Below are 16,705 nucleotides of genomic sequence, written 5' to 3'. Positions count from 1 at the left end.
CCGCATCGTTTCCGACGCGGGCCAGGTAGCTCTGCACGTTGCGGGTCATCAGCTCTCAACGGGCTTCGACCATTTCCAAGTCTTGGAGGATGGTTTCCCTTGCCGCGCCAGCGTAGCCCAGTCGGTCAGTCGCCCTGGCGCGTATCATCCGTAAGCGTCCGCCTCAGTCCCTACTGGTTCAGTATTGGGACCGTCCTTGTCGAGGTGCTGGTTCTCTACCTCTGGATAGCCTTTGCACTCCGCAAGAAGGATCACACGTTGGGATCTTTCTTGCGCGCGTTGAACCCCGCACAGGTCTCCGCGGGCCCGGACGGCAAAGGAAGTCTGTCGACCTTCCAGACACTGGCTTTCTCTCTGGCGGTTGCTGCCCTGATTTCGCTGCTTCTCCTTCAGACCGGAACGTTGGTTGATCTGTCCGGATCGATCCTGACGCTCTTGGGCATTAGCGGCATTGGCGCAACCATAGCAAAGGGCACTGACAGCCAACGGAATACGTTGTCGGCAGACAATCGGGCATGGCTCCTGCGCCGCAATTGGCTTCCGATGGCAAAGACGTCAGTCGATCCGTCGAATGCGAGCTGGCGTGACTTCTTCTCCACTGACGGTGCCTTCGATGTGTACCGCTACCAAAGCTTTATATTCGGCTGGTCGTGATCGGTGGGCTGATCGCGGCGGGCGTAAACCAGCTTTCGACCTTCGTCGTTCCGGACACGATCCTGGGCATCGTCGGACTTAGCCAGCTCGTCTACATCGGCGGCAAGCTGGTGACACCCACGAACATTTCCGACCTCAATGCGGCCATTGCCAGTCTCCGCTCTGAAGAGCAGAAGCTCAAGGCCGCCGCGATCGCCGCTAAGCAGGGCCAGGTGATAAGCCTGGCAGAGGCGATCCCGCTCGTGGGCCAAAGCACCTACGACGCATACCGTCAGACAGCCAGGGATGTAGCCGCCATCTTCACCGATGCGACCGGCATTACCGTCGCTGATGCATCCCTCGAACCTCTCGTCACATGATAAAGGCAGACTGACATGGCTAAGAACATCTTGGTGTTCGCGGACGGCACGGGCAACGAAGGCGGTCTCCTGCCTGACGAGAGCCGCACGGTCTATAAGCTATACCGCGCTACGCGTACCGGGCCGGATTCGATCATCGACCCAGAGAGGCAATTAGCACTCTACATTCCCGGATTGGGACGCCTGTGCCTGGACACACCAACGCTTGGGGCAGGTTGAAAGAGACTGTCCAGCAGATGTTCGGATCGGCATCACGAAGAAGATCATCGATTGCTATGTCGCGATTATCGGCGTCGGGAGCCTGAAGATCGTATCTACCTGTTCGGCTTCAGCCGCGGCGCCTATACGGCAAGGTGCCTCGCGCACGTGCTCGAGCTCTGCGGTATTCCGACGAAGGAGGGGGACGGTCAGCCGATCAGTCTTGATCCGGCTTCCTTGAGGAAAGTTACCAAGGAGGCGGTCTCCTCGATCTACTGGCTTGGAATGCCAAGGGCAGCCGCGGAAGCCGACAAGCGGGCGGCGCAGTTTCGCAATGCCTACAGCTCACAGGTCGGACGTCGTGCAGGGGCTTCCGCCTATTTTATCGGAATTTGGGACGCTGTCGCCGCGATCGGTTGGCAACGCTTCTTTCCAGACTGGGCTTACGATCGACATTTTCCATCGGATATCCAGTACGCACGGCATCTGCAATCAATCGATGAGGGCCGGAGGGACTTCAAGCGGGTACCCTGGGGAGGAAGCGGTACTGTGAAGTGGCCAGACCGAGAGGGTGAGCCCGAGCAGTTCGACCAGATCTGGTTTGCCGGCAATCACGCCGACATCGGTGGAAGCTATCCCGAGAACGAATCTCGCCTGTCAGATGTCACGCTGGCCTGGATGGTGGAATTCATCACCCAGAAGATTCCGGAGGCCGGTCGCGTCTTGGTCGATAGTGACCGGTTAAGATTATATCCGTCGGCGGACGGCATGATGCACGATGAATGCATGGTGGGTATGGGTGGCACCGCGCTCAAATGGTCAAAGGCAGTGCGACAGGTGCCCGACACGGCGCAGCTTCACCCAACCGTCTATGAGCGGCTGTCAATGAAGGCGGTGCGCAATTTTACGAGCTTTGCACCGTACAGGCCCCTCGCTTTGCAGAACCATCTTAAGGCCAAGGCATATTACGAGGTCGCTAGCAGCGGAGGCGGTGGCACGGCCGCAACCAGCAGCTAAAAGAAGCAGGAGGCTACCGTGAATGGTACTTTTCCCACTTGATTCCAGCGCGGCTGCTACCTGCATTTCCGGATGGCGATCGAATGCGGGCGCCTTATGGATCGTCTCTGGTCAACCAAAGGATAAAGGAAAATTGCTGCCACAGCGGAGCTGAGTCCGATAGTCCAGCCCCACAAACAATCGCCGGCGCGGAACTATGCAATGTGCCAATGTGCGGGTATCCACCACATGGACAGAGTAGCCCTGTATCGCTGCGGGCAGGATTCGGTGAGTGTTCCTCGCTTTGAATAGGCTTGCCCCCGTCGGGCAGGTCGCAATGCGCTGACGCCCTGCCGCGGAATGAACCAGCATCCGAACTCCTCGAGGTGCCACTCACTTGGCGCGATCGGCCAGTGAGAGCGCCGCTCGGCAAGCACCCGGTCAATTTACCGTACGAGGCCGCCCATCCTCAACGCGGCCAATTCGGGCGTTTCATCGGATAGCGACCACGAAAGATGGCCGTCTCCTATCGAGTCGATGAACGCTTCCCGCGCCTTCTCGATCCGCCTTTCCGTCAGATTTCGGTAGGCCTTGTGGGCGCTGCCGGGAGCACTGCGAAACAGCGCGTCAAGATCAACCAGAGCTTTCCTGAGCTCGTCGCGACTTGCATTCGCAATCGCCTCGTTCCCGTGAGCAAGCTCTTGGGCTGCCTTTTTCCAGGCAGCAAAGGCCTCTCTCTCGGTTCGGTTGTCGACGGGTCCGGGCAAAATCTTGGTCCAAATCACGCAAGCAATATGTCTCTTCGATAAGCGCGCGTTAGCCTGTTTGCAATCGGCTCGACGCGTTGCTCACACCTCTTGGTCTCGATGTTGTCCGGTGATTCGGCTCGGCTTTCGATGACGCGTCGCGGCTCGCGGAAAATCTGCGCCAAGAACTCGGGGGGCAACGAAAAGCTGCAATGTGGTCACGATGCTATTGACGAACTGATGCGACTGTTTTTCAATCTAGCGGGAGATCCGCGCGTGGTCAGCGACGCGGACGGGGGCGATCATGTGGAAATTCAGCCGCGCCGCGGCATGCGCTGGCATTTGCCTTGCCATGGGCGGGTGCACGAGCCTGTACCATATTCATGATCCGCAGACCGGCGTGATCACGGCCGGCGAGCTGCCGTATTTTCTCAAGTCAATCAGGTGTGAGGTCGTGACCTTCTACCAAATCGAGCGCGAGAGGCGGAAGGAATACCTTAAAATCTACAAAACCCGGCCAGAAGAAGCGTTCGACAGGTACGCCCATTTTGACATCGACCCCTTCCTGTATGGCACCTTCTTCCTGGAGTTGAAAGTGACCGATACCGGCGGACTCGGGTCAGGGACAGCATTCGACTACAAGCGGATTCTAAGCGCGACGAGCAGCGATATCACTCATGTAGGCCCCACCGCTTCGGCCCAGGACACTTATGACCTGATCTGGTCATTCCTCATGAAGCAGAACGCCCAGCTTGCGTCCGATACCACTCCTGCCACTGCCGGTTCTGGGACCTATGAACGTGGTTGCTATCGTGGAACGCCGACTGATCTGGCCGAGCTCGAGGCCCTCGCCGAGAATAAATTTCCGGAGCGGGTCGCCTATAAGCGCATCATTGTCGATGCTTCGAAGCCGTTTGCGACGTGGTTGCGGGACAACGCTGTTCTCATCTCGGCCAACAATCTGACGCCGGCCATGCCTTCGGAGAGCGCGGAGCCAGCGCAAATGACCTACACGTTCTCGGTTCAGGTGACCGGCGGCGTCGAGGCAAAGTACTCGCTCACTTCGGTGCGTTGGACCCCCGCTGCAGTCCAGGCTTCTGCCTCCGCGCAGCAGTTCAGCAATCTCGGGATTTATATCAATGGTCCGAATGCCGTGCTTGCCAATGGAGCCAAGTCCGGCTCGGCTGGCTATGCGGCAAAAACGCCGCCGCTCGGATCAAAAGATAACCCCATTTATACAGCCCCTTTGCCAGGGGGAGAGAAATCGCAGGAACTCCCGGGAGGAGCGGGAGCTGGCGGTCGCCGCACTGGGGGCGGACCTCGGACCAATGGTTTCATTGTGGCGCCGGTGCCAGTCTTCCCGCCGAGCCCAACTCCGACCCAGTAAGAAGCGTGTTTCGCCTTTGGTTGCCCAGACTCGTACTGCTGCTCGCGCTCTCTCTGTCTTGGAGCGCGAATGCTCAGCCTGCGCTTCCTTCCGGCGTGTCCGAAATGGAGTTATACGGCACGGTCATCCGCGGTTCGAAATGGGACATCAAGGAAATCCCGGTCTGCTGGGAAAACCTCAAAGCGCAGGACAGCAAGTATGCCGACCTCGTCCGGAAAGCGGTTGCGGAGACTTGGGAGACGGCAGCGCAAGGGGGCGTCCGGTTTTCGAAGACGTGGCCCGCCTGTACCGACGGCGCGTCGGGCATTCATGTGCGGATCGCCGACGAGGGTGCTCACACGGACGTTGTCGGAAAATACCTGGACGGCAAATCCTCGGGCATGACTCTCAATTTCAGTTTCAATCATTGGAGCAAAGGCTGCCAAGACAAACGCGAATTTTGCATTCGCGCGGTCGCGGTCCATGAATTCGGACACGCGCTCGGCTTCACGCATGAGCAGAATCGTGATGATGCTCCAGAGCAGTGCCGCAAAGAAAAAGCGTCAGGCTCGGTCGGCGATTACAAAGTCACCAAATACGATCCCGATTCAATAATGAACTATTGTAATTCAGCATGGAACGGAAACGGACAATTAAGCCCACTCGATATCGCCGCTGTCAGGACATTCTATCCGTCCTGACATTTGGCGTCGTTACGTTGATGTGCGCGCCGGCGCGAGCGGACCGCGCGGCGGTGCAGATTGCCGCGCGCTACAACGTCAGGACGGTTCACGTCCAGTTCGTTGGCGTGATGTTCAACGGCAAGCAGGAAGTCGGTGGTGGTTCCGGGCTACTGATCGGCGATAGCCTCGTGCTGACCAACAGCCATGTGATCGGACGCGAGGAGAATTACCAGACCTTCGAGGTTGATGCCCGGCTCGGATCGCGCAATGCGAACCCGATCAAGGTCACTGCCGTGCATCGCGACGATACCCGGGACCTGGCACTCCTCGAATTGGCGCAGCCAGCGGGAAGCAGCGGCGGAGCCTCGCGGTGCCCGATGCCTGTGATCGACGATAACCAGCAGGCCCCGATGGGCACCCAGCTGTATCTGCTCGGCTACCCACTCGATCTGGATCTCAGCATATCGAGCGGCCTGATCAGCAACCAAACCAGCCCCAACGGCCGGTGGCAGACCGATACGGTGATGAACGTCGGCAACAGCGGCGGGCCGGCTTTCAACGAGTTCGGCGCACTGCTCGGGATCGCGGTCGGCGGTATCGTCAAGTGGAATGAGGCCCAGGTTTCGGGTGTCAACTTCATCATCCCCGCGACTGTGATCACGGCAAGCCCACTCTACAACATGATCGCCGCCATTCCCCAGCCGTCCGTTTGCTGGACGAAATGGGTGGACACAACGATCTCATTCGAGAACTGGAGCAAGCTAAACTCCACGCATGTGCAGACCCAGGCCAACGCTGGCGTGAAGATCCCCGAGATTCTAGCTGGAGCAATCCACACCCTCGTGCCCGAAGACCGTCGCCTCATCGTGAACGTGCCAGCATCGCAGCTCGTCGAGCCGAAGCAGATCGATCGCTCGTATACGGTCAACAAAACCAAGGACGATCACCCGGTCGTGTTTGCCGAGCATTCGGCGGATTATACCGAAAACTTCCCGGCTGAGCCCGGCTACCGCATCACAGGATGCAAATGGCATGTCGAGACGGCAAATGGCGCAAGCAATATCGCTTGCGCGATCAACGACGGCGGAGCGCAGGCGCGCTTCACCTATAAGCTCACCAGCGGGCCCGCCGTGGACAGGTACCGCGGATGGTTGGGGGCTACGGTCAATGTGTCTCAGGTCCTTGCGAAGTAGGTGTCTATAGAATGGTCATGCTTGCATCGCAAATTCGGGCCTCGAACCGTCTGCAACGGATCGGAGAGGTTTGCCGACGTCTCCGGACAGTGCTCATTGTTTTGTTCTGCGCGCTCGCGACCGGTTGCGCCCATCAGGGGCCGGCCTCACAGCCGCTCAAGCCACATGTCCACAAGGCCCCCAAGAAACATGGGAGCGCGTTGAAGAGATACGGCTACCGCTACGGCCCTGGATACTACCACCATGTTCGACACTATCATGGCTATCGGCCATGGCGGCCGGCGACGGGTGAGGCAAGCGAGGAGGCACCTCCCAACAAGAGCACCACCGGAGCCGAGGTGGTGGTCAACAAGTCTGCGATCAAGGGCTTGGTACCGGTCTACTTTGCCACCAATCGCGTTGTGACGGGCGGGCCCGGTCTAGAATTGAGCCAGATCTCGTATGGCCGGGCCGCTTCCAACACCTTGGGCTATGTGACGGTCAGCATTCCTGTTATTCACAAGATGGGCGAAGTAGAAGTACCTGGAACGACCTGGTTGGGAATCAAAGAGGCGGAGCAGGACGGTAAACATTTCCGTATTCAGAAGCTGAATCGGCTCTCACGCGAGGAGTTCGCGGCTGCTATAGCTAATCCGGCAGATAGCCTGATGCTCTTTGTCCATGGCTATAACGTTGCGTTTAATGACGCGGCTTTCAAGGCAGCCCAAATCGCTTTTGACGCCAACTACAAAGGCCGCGTCATGATGTATTCCTGGCCGTCCAAGGGCGGATGGAAGGACTACGACTACGACCGCGAGAGTGCTCTGTTCGCGCCGGATGGCCTCTTCGACCTTCTCCAGCTGATCAAGCAGGAGGGCAAGGTCTCCAGAATCATCGTCATTGCACATAGCCTCGGTAGCGAAGTCGTCCTTGGCGCCTTGCAGCAAGCTGCCTTAAGCCAGACGGCGCTTGGTATTACCGAGTTGATTTTTGCTGCCCCGGACGTGGACCGCGATCTTTATCTGCAACGTGCAAATCAAATTAAGGCAGCCGCAGGGGCCGTGACTCTCTATGCCTCTTCGACGGATCTGGCACTGCTAGCTTCGTTGAAGAAAGCACAGTCCAAGTCTCGAATGGGGTTCGTGACGAACAGCGGGCCAACTCTCGTGCCCGGTATCGAAACAATCGATGTTTCGGCCGTCGGAAGCGAAATGTTTGCTCTCAACCATAGTACGTATTCTACGAGCCGCGCAGTTCTCGATGACATTGGCCGGATTATCTCTTCTTCAGCGCATCTTAAACCGCCGCAGCGGACTCCGACCTTGCGATCGATGCCCGACGATTCCAACACGACTTATTGGATGTATCCCTACTAAGGCCTGGCTATTCGGCTGTTTGCAGACGCGTTTGTGGCGGCCGAAAAGAGACAGCAAGTGTGAGCGCGCTCAGCACGAAATGTTGAGCGCGCGGAACCGAGAGTGTTTGATTATATGACAGTCACGCCATCTGCCCGGAGTTGTGCTCCCCTCATCATCCGAAATTTACGATATGCAGGCTTTCTGTGTCGGGCTGCTTGCCGCGAATCATGCCTTCATCGCGCCGAAAGGCTGCGTTGATTGCTCTAAACGGCACGTACAGCACACCAGAAGCCGAATAAGAACGAAGCGTTGTCGATTCACTGCGGCCTCCGATTGTAATCGAACAATCTGAGGGCTTGGGGCCATAAGGAACGGGTGGGGCTACGACGGCTGCTGCATTGCTTGCGTTGTCGTATCCAAGAGGCTCTTGGGAGCTATGTCGGCTTCGATAAACGTCGGGCTGTATGGGAGGGGAAATGAAGCGTTTCGTGAAAATTGTAGAGAGGGCCGTCAGCTATTCGAATTATCGGACGATTGGCTAAGAGTCGGACGTTCGAGACGGCGGCGCCCCGTGAATGTGAACGAGACGATCGACGAGTCGGTATTCGAACGCTGGCGGGCGGATGCGTCATACCGTCTCAGGAATCTTGTCGGATGGCCGATCGGAAGCACGTGAATCCGGCAAGCTTGAACAAATCTGTTCGCGCAGACGACCCGGCCGTCAGCGCTTCGTATCGAGAGCATCGACATTTAGGTGTGATCGCCGCATCGGAATTAAAACTAATTGGGTTTCGTTCAAGAAAAACTAACTGGAAGGATTGCAGGTATGTTTGCGAGGGGCTCCGAATGGCGCGAGTGGGATCTGCATGTCCACTCGCCAGCCTCATTTCATTGGGACGGCGAGCGCTTCGGTACGGACAAGGTGCGAAACCGTCGCCTCGTCGACGAGATGATCGGTGCCCTAAATGACGCTGCTCCAGTGGCGTTCGGGCTCATGGACTACTGGACGTTCGATGGCCGGTTCGCGCTAAAGGCGCGACAGAGCGAACAAGGCGCTCCGGCACTTCTGAAAACAGTCTTTCCTGGTATCGAACTGCGGTTGGCAGCGCCAATGCAGGGCCGGCTTAATGCCCACGTCCTCTTCTCCGATGAAATCAGCGATCAGCACCTCAGAGACTTTCTCTCGCGGCTCAAGCTTGAACTCATCAATCAACCGCTATCTCGTGATGCGTTGATGGAGTACGCCCGCTATGTGGGCGCGGACAAACTGGCCAAACATGGAATTGACAAGAGCAGGGTTGTTTCAGAAGACGAGGAGGCCTTCGCCGCTGGATGCAGGATCGCGGAGTTGAAGGTCGACTCGTACAAGGAGGCGATACGCGAGGTTCCCAGTGGTCGCGCAGTTGGCTTCATGCCGTTCTCGACCTACGACGGACTTGATTCAATAAATTGGACGGATCACTACGCGTATGCGCTGGGTCTGTTCGAATCTTCTCCCATTTTTGAAACGAGAAGCACGGATTATTGGGCCGCCTTTTGCGGTGTTGAAACAGAAGGAAACAAAAAATGGCTCGATAATTTCCAGGCGGCATTGAAGGGCGTTGCTCGACTCGCGGTCTCCGGCAGCGATGCCCACAGCTTCCGAGGTAGCGGGACCAACGACAAGCGCGGATACGGTCAATTTCCCTCCGGCAAGCGTACGTGGATCAAGGCCGATCCCACCTGGAAGGGGCTGTTACAGGTGCTGAAAGAACCTGCGAAACGCTCGTTCTTAGGCGAGCTGCCGCCGAAGCTAGAGCGGATCAATGGCCACAAAACATTCTACATAGACCGGATTAGCGTCTACAAAAAACCTGACAGTGCGCTTCCCGACACTTGGTTGCACGGAACCGAAATCCTTCTGAACCCAGAACTCATCGCGATCATTGGTAACAAAGGAAGCGGCAAGAGCGCCCTTGCGGACATCGTGGCGTTGCTAGGAAACTCGCAGCAGAATGCTCACTTCTCGTTTCTCAAACGCGACCGATTTCGCGGGAAGGCGGGTGAACCGGCGCGTCAGTTCATCGGCAAGCTATACTGGCTAGCTGGCGATCCATGTGTGATGAGCCTTGCCGATGATCCATCGCCCGAACGGGTTGAACTTGTTCGGTACATACCTCAGGGACGATTCGAAGCCCTTTGCAATGATCACGTGTCAGGCAAGACAAACGAGTTCGAGAAGGAACTGCGCGAGGTGATTTTTTCACACGTTCCGAACAGCGTCCGTCTGGAGGCTCTCAGTTTCGATCAGCTTATTGAGAAACAGGAGAATGTCTTCCGAGCTCAAACGAGCGAGCTTCGCAAAACGTTGAGGGCGCTCAACGAGCAGATCGTTGAAACTGAGGATCAACTCCATCCCAACGTCCAGAAAAATATCGAGGAGCAGGTCAGGCTCAAGGCGAAGCAGATCGAGGAACACGTGACAGTTAGACCTGCACAGGTCGAACAACCTACGGCGGCTCTTACTGCCGATCAGCAAGCGGCAAGTGCAAGGCTCGCGGAGATCGGCGCGGCGCTGGAGCAGCTCAAGACTGAGGCCAAGAAGGTTGCCGATGCTAAGCGACTGATCGGCAAAAAGCAGAGATCGCTCCGCAACATCGGCGAGCGTATTAGTCTGTTTGAGAAGCAATTCGCGTCCTTCGTATCAGAGATCGCGGATGACCTCGCCGCAGTCGACCTGACAGCGGAGAAGATGATTAGCTTGACAGTCAACCGCCACGTACTGATTCAGCTTGAGCAAACGATCCTTGCGAGCGACGCAGAGATGGCAGAAAGGATCGACAGCGCCGCTAAGAGGGAAGCGGCTCTGGTCGCTGAGCAGAAGCAGCTCTCGCAGACATTGAACGACCCGCAGCAAAAGTACCAAGCGTACACGGAAGCCTTGAAGAGTTGGCAGGTCGCCCTGGAGGCAATTGAAGGATCCGAAACGGAGCCGGAAAGCCTTAAGGGATTGCAACGACGGCTCGCTCAGTTAAATGAACTTCCGACGGTACTGGCACAAAGGCGGGCGGCGCGCCGGGAGATTACCAGCCAGATTTTTGCAGTACTCGAAGAACAGCGCGCAGCGCGGGAGGCATTGTTCGCCCCATTGCAGCAGTTGATTCAGAATAATTCGCTGATCCGAGACGACTACAAGCTTCAGTTTCAAGCCAAGCTGCTCGGCTCGCCTGACGCCATAGCGACGAATCTTTTTGGAGCCATCAAGCAAAACATTGGAGAGCTGCGGGGCGAAGACGAGAGCTTCGTCGCGATCCGTAGCAGATTTGAGAAGTATGCCTTTGAAGATGCGGCCGATGCGGTTGGCTTTGCCGAAGAGGTCACTTCCCTGCTGACCGAGAGCGCCGATAAGGCGGCGCCCAATGTCCCGGGGATCAGGGCACTGATGAGGAAGGACAAGGCCCCGTCGGAGGTCTACAACTATGTATTCGGACTTCAGTATTTGGAACCGAAGTATACGCTGCTGTTCCAAGACACACACATCGAACGGCTGTCGCCCGGGCAGCGCGGTGCTCTTCTATTGATCTTTTATCTCTTGGTCGACAAGGGACGAAATCCGATCGTCCTCGATCAGCCGGAGGAGAATCTGGACAACGAGACGGTTGTGAGCTTGCTCGTTCCGGTTCTCAACGAAGCAAAGAAATCGCGACAGATTATCATGGTAACGCATAATCCAAACTTGGCCGTCGTGTGCGATGCCGAGCAGATCATACACGCAACATTCGACAGAAAGAATGGCGCCCGCATCTCGTATCAATCAGGTTCTATCGAGGATGGAATAATCAACAGGGCTGTCGTTGATGTGCTGGAAGGCACGAAGATCGCCTTTGACAATAGAGGTCAGAAGTACCACTGAGCTCTAGCGTGAGGTCGCCGATAGCGACTTATGATGACGCTGCCTAGCAGCAGTGCATACGGCTATCACACATTCCTCCGTATCGTCATTTCCGCTTAATCCGAAGTCCTAACCGCGTGTCGCCTTCAAGGGCGATCGGTCGCCTGGGCCGTTGCGTTTGGCTGTTTGGTTTGATGGAGATTCAGGCGTCCTCGCATGCTCTTCGCGATGCGCGGTTTTGGGGCGCTGCTTGGAACGGTGTTCCTGCCGGGACTCTGGCGACAGGTAAGGCCATTCGTCTTGCCTGTAGAACTCCGACCAGACTTGAACGGCGCGGAAGCATTCAACGCCATTGCGCGAAACAGCAGGCACGCAAAACGGTTACTACGAAGCGGGCGCTAACGACCCCTCTTAGGTATGCATCTCATCTGACTCCGTCCGGCATTATCGAGGGTAGGCTGTGAAAGCGGATCGAAGATGAACTACATGATTTGCTGCGGCTGGGAGAAATAACCGCCTTCGGCACGCCGGATGGAAAAAAGCCATACGAGAAAATTGCACCGGAAAGCTGGTCACTTTTGGAGTTAGATCTTTCGGACATAGACAGGAAGCCAAGCCCGGCCCTGCACGCTGTCAAAATAGGTCGGCAGACAACGGGCACCGCATACGGATATGTCTGGATCAAGTTCTGTCGGAGAGAGCTGTATCGGGAGTACCCATTGTCGTGGCGCTCCCGCAAGATGAGCAAGGAGCCGCTTCACAAGTCGGATGAACCGCCTCCCAAAGAAGAGGTGGCCGATGAGTCAGTCGGTGAAATCGCTCCAAGTGGAATTGCTCGTTCAATTCGAACCAGGGGGAGATTCACTCTAGTTGAGTCAGCCTGTTTGCTGGCGGAGACTGAGATTAGGCAAGACAACCTCACCGGCGCTGCCGCGATTCACCTTCATGATTTGAAGAGGAAGCTGCTAGAGGGGGAAATTCAGCCGCTGAAAGATAAAGGGGCAGCGCTCGCACTTGCTCGGTTGTCGAGCCAGATGGGGATATCTCTAAGGGCACCTTGAAACAACTCGCAGAAAGTATCTCTGTAAATATCCCTGGGCTTGATTGAGGGCGTACTATGGTCCAATGACGCGAAATCCAAAAAGCGCTCCGACCCGCTTCCGCAAGCGATGGTTAATCGATCGCCCTAAAGTGAGGACGCCCCAGTTGGCGGCGTCTTTCATTTGGATTTGTCGGCGAGCCTTTGGTCTGCATGAGTATTGCCCTATGGCTTCAAGAATGGTTCGCCTTGACCCGTGATATTGTTCCAACCGGTGAGCAGCTCACGCGTCGACGAAAGCATTTCGAGCACAGTCGTCACTTCGCGCGGTTTGCCGTCGGGGGCATTCGGACAATCGTCGCGGAAATGGTAGTAGGCTCGCTCAAGGATCGCTAGGAAGCGCTCTTCGAACTGAGGATCTGATTGCTCTTGCGCTCTCACCAAACATCGCTATGAGCGCCGCTGAAGCCGTTTTGACCTGCCATATCTCTTCGTCGCGCGTTGCCATCAGACGGATCCTTTCGTGAATGGAAACTCAACGAGCGACAACCATTTGCCGTCCCTCACAAGACCTGCGCTCCAGCGGGCATAATGGAAAATCGGACCCAGAGACGGAGGATCATCTAGAAGGCCGCTAGCGAGGTTGATTGAGACCGTCTCCATCTTCCGCAGAGCTGCTCTCATATAGAAATTACCGGCAGCGCTCGTGATTTCGCCAATTTGAGATGCCGCACTTATCGCGGCGCTTGTCCAATCAGCCCTGATCTGCACCTTGTCGACGACAAGCACGTTTTGCGGCAGTCCTCCGGTGATGACCCAAGGTGCACGGCCATCATCCGATTTTGCAAATACGAGAAAGCCTTTCTGATTGCCGTCCTTGGTGAGCATTCCGAATCGCATTCCGTTGCTGGAATCGAAAAAGATACATTCACCCGGCTGCACGTTACTCAGTTGCTCGGGTCTTCCAATTGTGTCCACTTGCATTGGTGAAATCTCGGCTGATTCGTCCTCAGCAACATCATGACACGCAAAGCGAGCGGCGCCTTCAAAGTTCGTGCCTGTCGCGCGCCATGGAAAACTGCCCCTCAGCGTCACGAGGAATTGCCCCCTCCTCGGATAGCTGGGGAGAGAGTGAATGAAGCAGGAACGAATCACTGAAGGCTCGTCATGGATTGATCCATGGGGGCAGGTGATGAAGACGCCGGATGACGTGGCGGAGATGTTGCGCCTGAGGGCGTGTGGGTGCCCGACGATTCCAACACGACTTATTGGATGTATCCCTATTAAGACATGGCTACATGCGTGGCTGGCGGAAGGTGTGTCCCTGTACGACCTGTTCGGGTTCGAATGGACGGGATCTCCTAGCTCATTCCGCGGCAGCGCCGATGTGCGCGTTGCCGATTACCTGGCAGGCTAGATCGGATCGAGGACGTCTGGACGATCGAGCCTGAGTTGCGAGTAGTGGAAGTTTTGTACTCGAGACGTACGAAGCCCTTTCTGTTTGCGGGTCTGGACCCCCAATAACCGTTCGAAGCTCGGGACGTCGCGTTATTGGAGGGCGATCCAGTTGCGCAAGCCGTCGATGCTGCGGAACCCGTCGGCGGCATAGCAGCGGATCGATGGAAAGACGCCTTTCATCATTTCGGCCAGTGCGTGTCCTGGGCCGAGGTCCAGCACACGATCGGCTCCTTGCTCGGCAAGAGCCTCCAGCGTTGCGGCGAGGTCGATAGGGCGCGCGACCTGGCTGGCGAGCTTTGCCATGGCATTCGATGCGGAGAACAGGCGCGGGCCCCCATCACCGGCAAGGAGGATCTTTCGCTCGGCGATGGGCGCGCGCGTGCTTGCCGCGAGCGCCTGTTGTAGGGGATCGCAGGCCGCCTCAAGTCGCGAAGTGTGCGAGCCGATCCTGACGGCGATCAGGCCGGCGCGCGTGGCGCCCAGCGATGGCGCCTCCTCGCAGAGCTTGAAAACGTCCTGCTCAGCGCCGCCGACGGCGTAGAGAAGGTCGGGATTTCTGATTGCAATCTCGCAGCGATGCTTCGCAAGTAAGGACTCGAGCGTGGTCTGAGCGAGCCCGCGGACATAGCCGAGCCGTCCGCCAGGTCCTGCCGCGCCATCCATCAATCGTGCACGGATGTCTGTCAGCCGCAAAGCCTCGTTCGCCGTCCAAACTCCTGCTACGCCCCAGGCCGCCTTCTCGCCGACGCTATAGCCGGCGATGGCGGTCGGCTCGGTTGGCAAATCGGCAATGCAGGCGTGGATCGCGAGCGCCGATGTGACGGTCAGGATTTGGCTGACTTGGTTGGCCGACAGCGCATCGGCGCTGCGCGTCCTGGTGAACTCCCGCGAGTCTTCGCCGAGACAAGCGGTTGCTGCGGCGAAAACCGGCTCTGCGGCAGGCTGGTCCGCGACAAGATGGCCAGCTGATTAGTCTCGATCCGAATTCGTTGAGGAGAGTCGCCAAGGACGCGGTGTCCTCCATCTACTGGCTTGGAATGCCAGGAAAGCGCAGCAATCGAAGCGCAGTATGGCCGAAAGCTTTGATTGGCAAGCTCGTCAAACGCTCACGTAATAGGACTCACCCCGATCGTTACGTGTAACAACCACGCAAGTTGTACCCCGTAGTGGAGGCTGAGCACTCGCTAGGTCATTTGCTAGACGCTGTGCCGCACGAAAGGCTTGGAGCTCGCTCTCGAATGCCAGCCCGCCGGGATCAGCGACATTGTGCTTGCATTCCAGGTTGAAGTAAAAACGAGCCATTTGTTCGCTCGGTTCGTTGCTTCGGACGCAATGACATTACTATGCAAGTAAAGCGGAATTCCCTGATCTCGGACCTTATGCTGCCGAAATCCGGCGCCTTATTGGAAAGATACGAAGCGGTTCACGTGCGAGCTTCCGAACTGCCAGCTCCCGCCGAACTCAACCGGCGCCGATAACACCTCATTTAAGCGTTCAGCCGCGTCCGGCGGGCACTCGCCATACAGCCTCGCTTGAGGTGGATTTCACCGCGAAATGCTCGGGCGATGCAGGAAAGTATCCAAGTGCAGGGGGAGTACGCCGCAAATAGGTTTGCAACAAGGATATGCTGAAGTTTCAACGCGCGCAGGAGCCAAATCTATGGCGGCCACCGTGCTTTCAGACCCGCTGGAAATACTTGCTGAGGACTTCAAGGAAGCCCTCCTGAGACACTACTCGTTCGGGCAGCGCAAGGCTGCGGTTTCCATCGGCAAGACCAATGGCGACTGCCCCGTGTTATCTGTTCTCCTGGAGAACGGGCAGAGGCTTCACCTCACCGTGACGAGGGCGCAGTCGTGATCATGTCGTCTCCAGTCCCGCGATCATGCGCTGAGGAAGTCAGATCGTTGTTGGGCGTCTGAACTGCGGCGTTTCAGGGACCGGAGCTTTGCCTCGCGGTTGAGGCCTGTGTGCACGCGGCGCAATGGATGCTTCTGTAAGCGCGCTGCACCTGCAGTTCCGCCAACGGCAAAAAGGCGCAGCGGCTTGATCGCCGACGTCGGGCGCGAGATTGCGGCTGCGCGCGTGAATGGTAGAGGGGAAGCCTCACAGAGCGGCGTGCCAAGATGCTGGCGACCACCGGGATCGGGACCTCGGGCTCAGGTCCTGCGGCCCGGAGGAGATTTCTCCGTGGGGCGCAATGGCTCTCGTCGCGGCACTTGGATCGGCTTTGCCGATGCAGCGGCGGTGTGCGTATCCCCCGAGGACGACAACGTGAGGTCCAACCTGGCCACAGTGAATGCAACGCCTCGACTTGTGGCCCCTAGAGGATCTCGGTGCCATTGGCCTGGCTCCTAGCGGTTTTGGGGCGGGCTGCGGCGAACGATCTCGCTGCTGGCCGGAAGCCTGATTGTCTGGACGGTCAGCCGGTCGAGATCTTCCGATTGCTCCAGAACTATCTTGCTTGCGCCCCTCGCTTCAAGGTCTAGCCCGTCCTCGGCCAATGTCCGCGATTCTCGCCCAGCTTCAGCGTCCGGGCCCTCAATGGTCCCTTGCTCGATCGCTTGCTGAGCCGGGCGGGAGAGGGTCTTCCCTCGGTGATTTTCAGCCGGCTCCGGGACCGGAGCTATTTCTGCGAGGATCACGGGGCTCGCTGAGTTGATCGCGAGCAGCTCCCGCAGGCGCTCCATGCGGGCAATCTGGAAAGGATAGGCGTGCTTACCCAACTTTACCCAGTTGCGCTCGTATCCGGGCTTATGGGCCATTTTACTTCGATCTAGACCTCCAAATGTCCAGAAACGTCTAGGA

At 57.4% G+C, this 16,705-nt stretch carries 17 protein-coding genes; 12 read left to right on the top strand and 5 right to left on the bottom strand.

Going from position 1 to position 16,705, the window contains the following annotated elements; all coding sequences use genetic code 11:
* Window positions 1-204: 204 nt before the first annotated feature.
* Genes E4K64_RS30645 through E4K64_RS30630 form a run of 4 tightly spaced genes read left to right on the top strand, consistent with a single transcriptional unit; the run spans window position 205 to window position 2,228 of the window.
* The gene (locus E4K64_RS30645; protein WP_126261719.1) at window positions 205-654 is read left to right on the top strand and encodes a hypothetical protein; all 450 of its coding nucleotides are present in this window, start codon (window positions 205-207) and stop codon (window positions 652-654) included.
* Window positions 651-1,013 carry a hypothetical protein gene (locus tag E4K64_RS30640; protein ID WP_126261720.1) on the top strand — a complete coding sequence of 121 codons (363 nt, stop codon included), beginning with the start codon at window positions 651-653 and terminating at the stop codon, window positions 1,011-1,013. Before E4K64_RS30645 ends, E4K64_RS30640 begins: the two co-directional genes overlap by 4 nt.
* Before the next feature lie 15 nt (window positions 1,014-1,028).
* Window positions 1,029-1,232, top strand: coding sequence for a DUF2235 domain-containing protein (locus E4K64_RS41775; RefSeq protein ID WP_126261721.1), 204 nt, complete (start codon window positions 1,029-1,031; stop codon window positions 1,230-1,232).
* 6 nt (window positions 1,233-1,238) lie between these two features.
* Window positions 1,239-2,228: a phospholipase effector Tle1 domain-containing protein gene (locus E4K64_RS30630; protein WP_126261722.1), complete on the top strand. Its 990-nt coding sequence runs from the start codon at window positions 1,239-1,241 to the stop codon at window positions 2,226-2,228.
* Between the two features lie 425 nt (window positions 2,229-2,653).
* Here the strand turns inward: E4K64_RS30630 and E4K64_RS30625 are convergent, their stop codons facing one another.
* Entirely contained in the window at window positions 2,654-2,992 is a 339-nt protein-coding gene (locus E4K64_RS30625) for a hypothetical protein (RefSeq protein WP_126261723.1), read from the bottom strand.
* Between the two features lie 265 nt (window positions 2,993-3,257).
* Between E4K64_RS30625 and E4K64_RS30620 the strand changes: the two genes are divergently transcribed.
* The 6 genes from E4K64_RS30620 (at window position 3,258) to E4K64_RS30590 (ending at window position 12,464) form a co-directional block, all read left to right on the top strand.
* The gene (locus E4K64_RS30620) at window positions 3,258-4,340 is read left to right on the top strand and encodes a hypothetical protein (protein ID WP_126261724.1); all 1,083 of its coding nucleotides are present in this window, start codon (window positions 3,258-3,260) and stop codon (window positions 4,338-4,340) included.
* A 104-nt stretch (window positions 4,341-4,444) separates the two neighbouring features.
* On the top strand, window positions 4,445-5,020 hold the full coding sequence (locus tag E4K64_RS30615) for a matrixin family metalloprotease (RefSeq protein ID WP_235884832.1): 576 nt from the start codon (window positions 4,445-4,447) through the stop codon (window positions 5,018-5,020).
* A 53-nt stretch (window positions 5,021-5,073) separates the two neighbouring features.
* Window positions 5,074-6,195: a S1 family peptidase gene (locus E4K64_RS41295; RefSeq protein ID WP_235884831.1), complete on the top strand. Its 1,122-nt coding sequence runs from the start codon at window positions 5,074-5,076 to the stop codon at window positions 6,193-6,195.
* A gap of 11 nt (window positions 6,196-6,206) precedes the next feature.
* Window positions 6,207-7,550, top strand: coding sequence for an alpha/beta hydrolase (locus E4K64_RS30600; RefSeq protein ID WP_235884830.1), 1,344 nt, complete (start codon window positions 6,207-6,209; stop codon window positions 7,548-7,550).
* A gap of 808 nt (window positions 7,551-8,358) precedes the next feature.
* A complete protein-coding gene (locus E4K64_RS30595) occupies window positions 8,359-11,424 on the top strand; it encodes a TrlF family AAA-like ATPase (protein WP_126261727.1) in 3,066 nt (1,021 codons plus the stop codon).
* Window positions 11,425-11,894: 470 nt separating this feature from the next.
* Window positions 11,895-12,464 carry a hypothetical protein gene (locus E4K64_RS30590; protein ID WP_126261786.1) on the top strand — a complete coding sequence of 190 codons (570 nt, stop codon included), beginning with the start codon at window positions 11,895-11,897 and terminating at the stop codon, window positions 12,462-12,464.
* A gap of 485 nt (window positions 12,465-12,949) precedes the next feature.
* Here E4K64_RS30590 and E4K64_RS30585 read toward each other — a convergent pair whose 3' ends face one another.
* On the bottom strand, window positions 12,950-13,537 hold the full coding sequence (locus tag E4K64_RS30585) for a hypothetical protein (protein ID WP_164719094.1): 588 nt from the start codon (window positions 13,535-13,537) through the stop codon (window positions 12,950-12,952).
* 40 nt (window positions 13,538-13,577) lie between these two features.
* Here E4K64_RS30585 and E4K64_RS30580 point away from each other — a divergent pair, with 40 nt between their 5' ends.
* The gene (locus E4K64_RS30580; RefSeq protein ID WP_126261784.1) at window positions 13,578-13,859 is read left to right on the top strand and encodes a hypothetical protein; all 282 of its coding nucleotides are present in this window, start codon (window positions 13,578-13,580) and stop codon (window positions 13,857-13,859) included.
* A 131-nt stretch (window positions 13,860-13,990) separates the two neighbouring features.
* Here the strand turns inward: E4K64_RS30580 and E4K64_RS30575 are convergent, their stop codons facing one another.
* Window positions 13,991-14,692 (bottom strand): acyltransferase domain-containing protein, encoded by a 702-nt coding sequence (locus E4K64_RS30575; protein ID WP_347338638.1) that lies wholly within the window; start codon window positions 14,690-14,692, stop codon window positions 13,991-13,993.
* A gap of 306 nt (window positions 14,693-14,998) precedes the next feature.
* Complete coding sequence (locus E4K64_RS41945) at window positions 14,999-15,202, bottom strand: DUF6894 family protein (protein WP_430642541.1); 204 nt, start codon at window positions 15,200-15,202, stop codon at window positions 14,999-15,001.
* A 357-nt stretch (window positions 15,203-15,559) separates the two neighbouring features.
* Here E4K64_RS41945 and E4K64_RS30570 point away from each other — a divergent pair, with 357 nt between their 5' ends.
* Complete coding sequence (locus tag E4K64_RS30570) at window positions 15,560-15,757, top strand: hypothetical protein (protein WP_126261783.1); 198 nt, start codon at window positions 15,560-15,562, stop codon at window positions 15,755-15,757.
* A 494-nt stretch (window positions 15,758-16,251) separates the two neighbouring features.
* On the opposite strand, the gene E4K64_RS30565 is transcribed toward E4K64_RS30570, so the two are convergent.
* Window positions 16,252-16,662, bottom strand: coding sequence for a hypothetical protein (locus tag E4K64_RS30565; RefSeq protein WP_126261782.1), 411 nt, complete (start codon window positions 16,660-16,662; stop codon window positions 16,252-16,254).
* Window positions 16,663-16,705 lie beyond the last annotated feature (43 nt).

The sequence above is a fragment of the Bradyrhizobium frederickii genome (assembly GCF_004570865.1).
GTDB classification, from domain to species: Bacteria; Pseudomonadota; Alphaproteobacteria; order Rhizobiales; family Xanthobacteraceae; genus Bradyrhizobium; species Bradyrhizobium frederickii.
This window is presented reverse-complemented; position numbering and strand designations above follow the sequence as displayed.

What these genes read in the sequence shown, in the direction of transcription:
- E4K64_RS41945 (WP_430642541.1), bottom strand. Translation starts at nt 15,202, where the DNA reads ATGGCTCGTTTTTACTTCAACCTGGAATGCAAGCACAATGTCGCTGAT.
- E4K64_RS30595 (WP_126261727.1), top strand. Translation starts at nt 8,359, where the DNA reads ATGTTTGCGAGGGGCTCCGAATGGCGCGAGTGGGATCTGCATGTCCAC.
- E4K64_RS41775 (WP_126261721.1), top strand. Translation starts at nt 1,029, where the DNA reads ATGGCTAAGAACATCTTGGTGTTCGCGGACGGCACGGGCAACGAAGGC.
- E4K64_RS30600 (WP_235884830.1), top strand. Translation starts at nt 6,207, where the DNA reads ATGGTCATGCTTGCATCGCAAATTCGGGCCTCGAACCGTCTGCAACGG.
- E4K64_RS30620 (WP_126261724.1), top strand. Translation starts at nt 3,258, where the DNA reads ATGTGGAAATTCAGCCGCGCCGCGGCATGCGCTGGCATTTGCCTTGCC.
- E4K64_RS30565 (WP_126261782.1), bottom strand. Translation starts at nt 16,662, where the DNA reads ATGGCCCATAAGCCCGGATACGAGCGCAACTGGGTAAAGTTGGGTAAG.
- E4K64_RS30570 (WP_126261783.1), top strand. Translation starts at nt 15,560, where the DNA reads ATGGCGGCCACCGTGCTTTCAGACCCGCTGGAAATACTTGCTGAGGAC.
- E4K64_RS30615 (WP_235884832.1), top strand. Translation starts at nt 4,445, where the DNA reads ATGGAGTTATACGGCACGGTCATCCGCGGTTCGAAATGGGACATCAAG.
- E4K64_RS30580 (WP_126261784.1), top strand. Translation starts at nt 13,578, where the DNA reads ATGAAGCAGGAACGAATCACTGAAGGCTCGTCATGGATTGATCCATGG.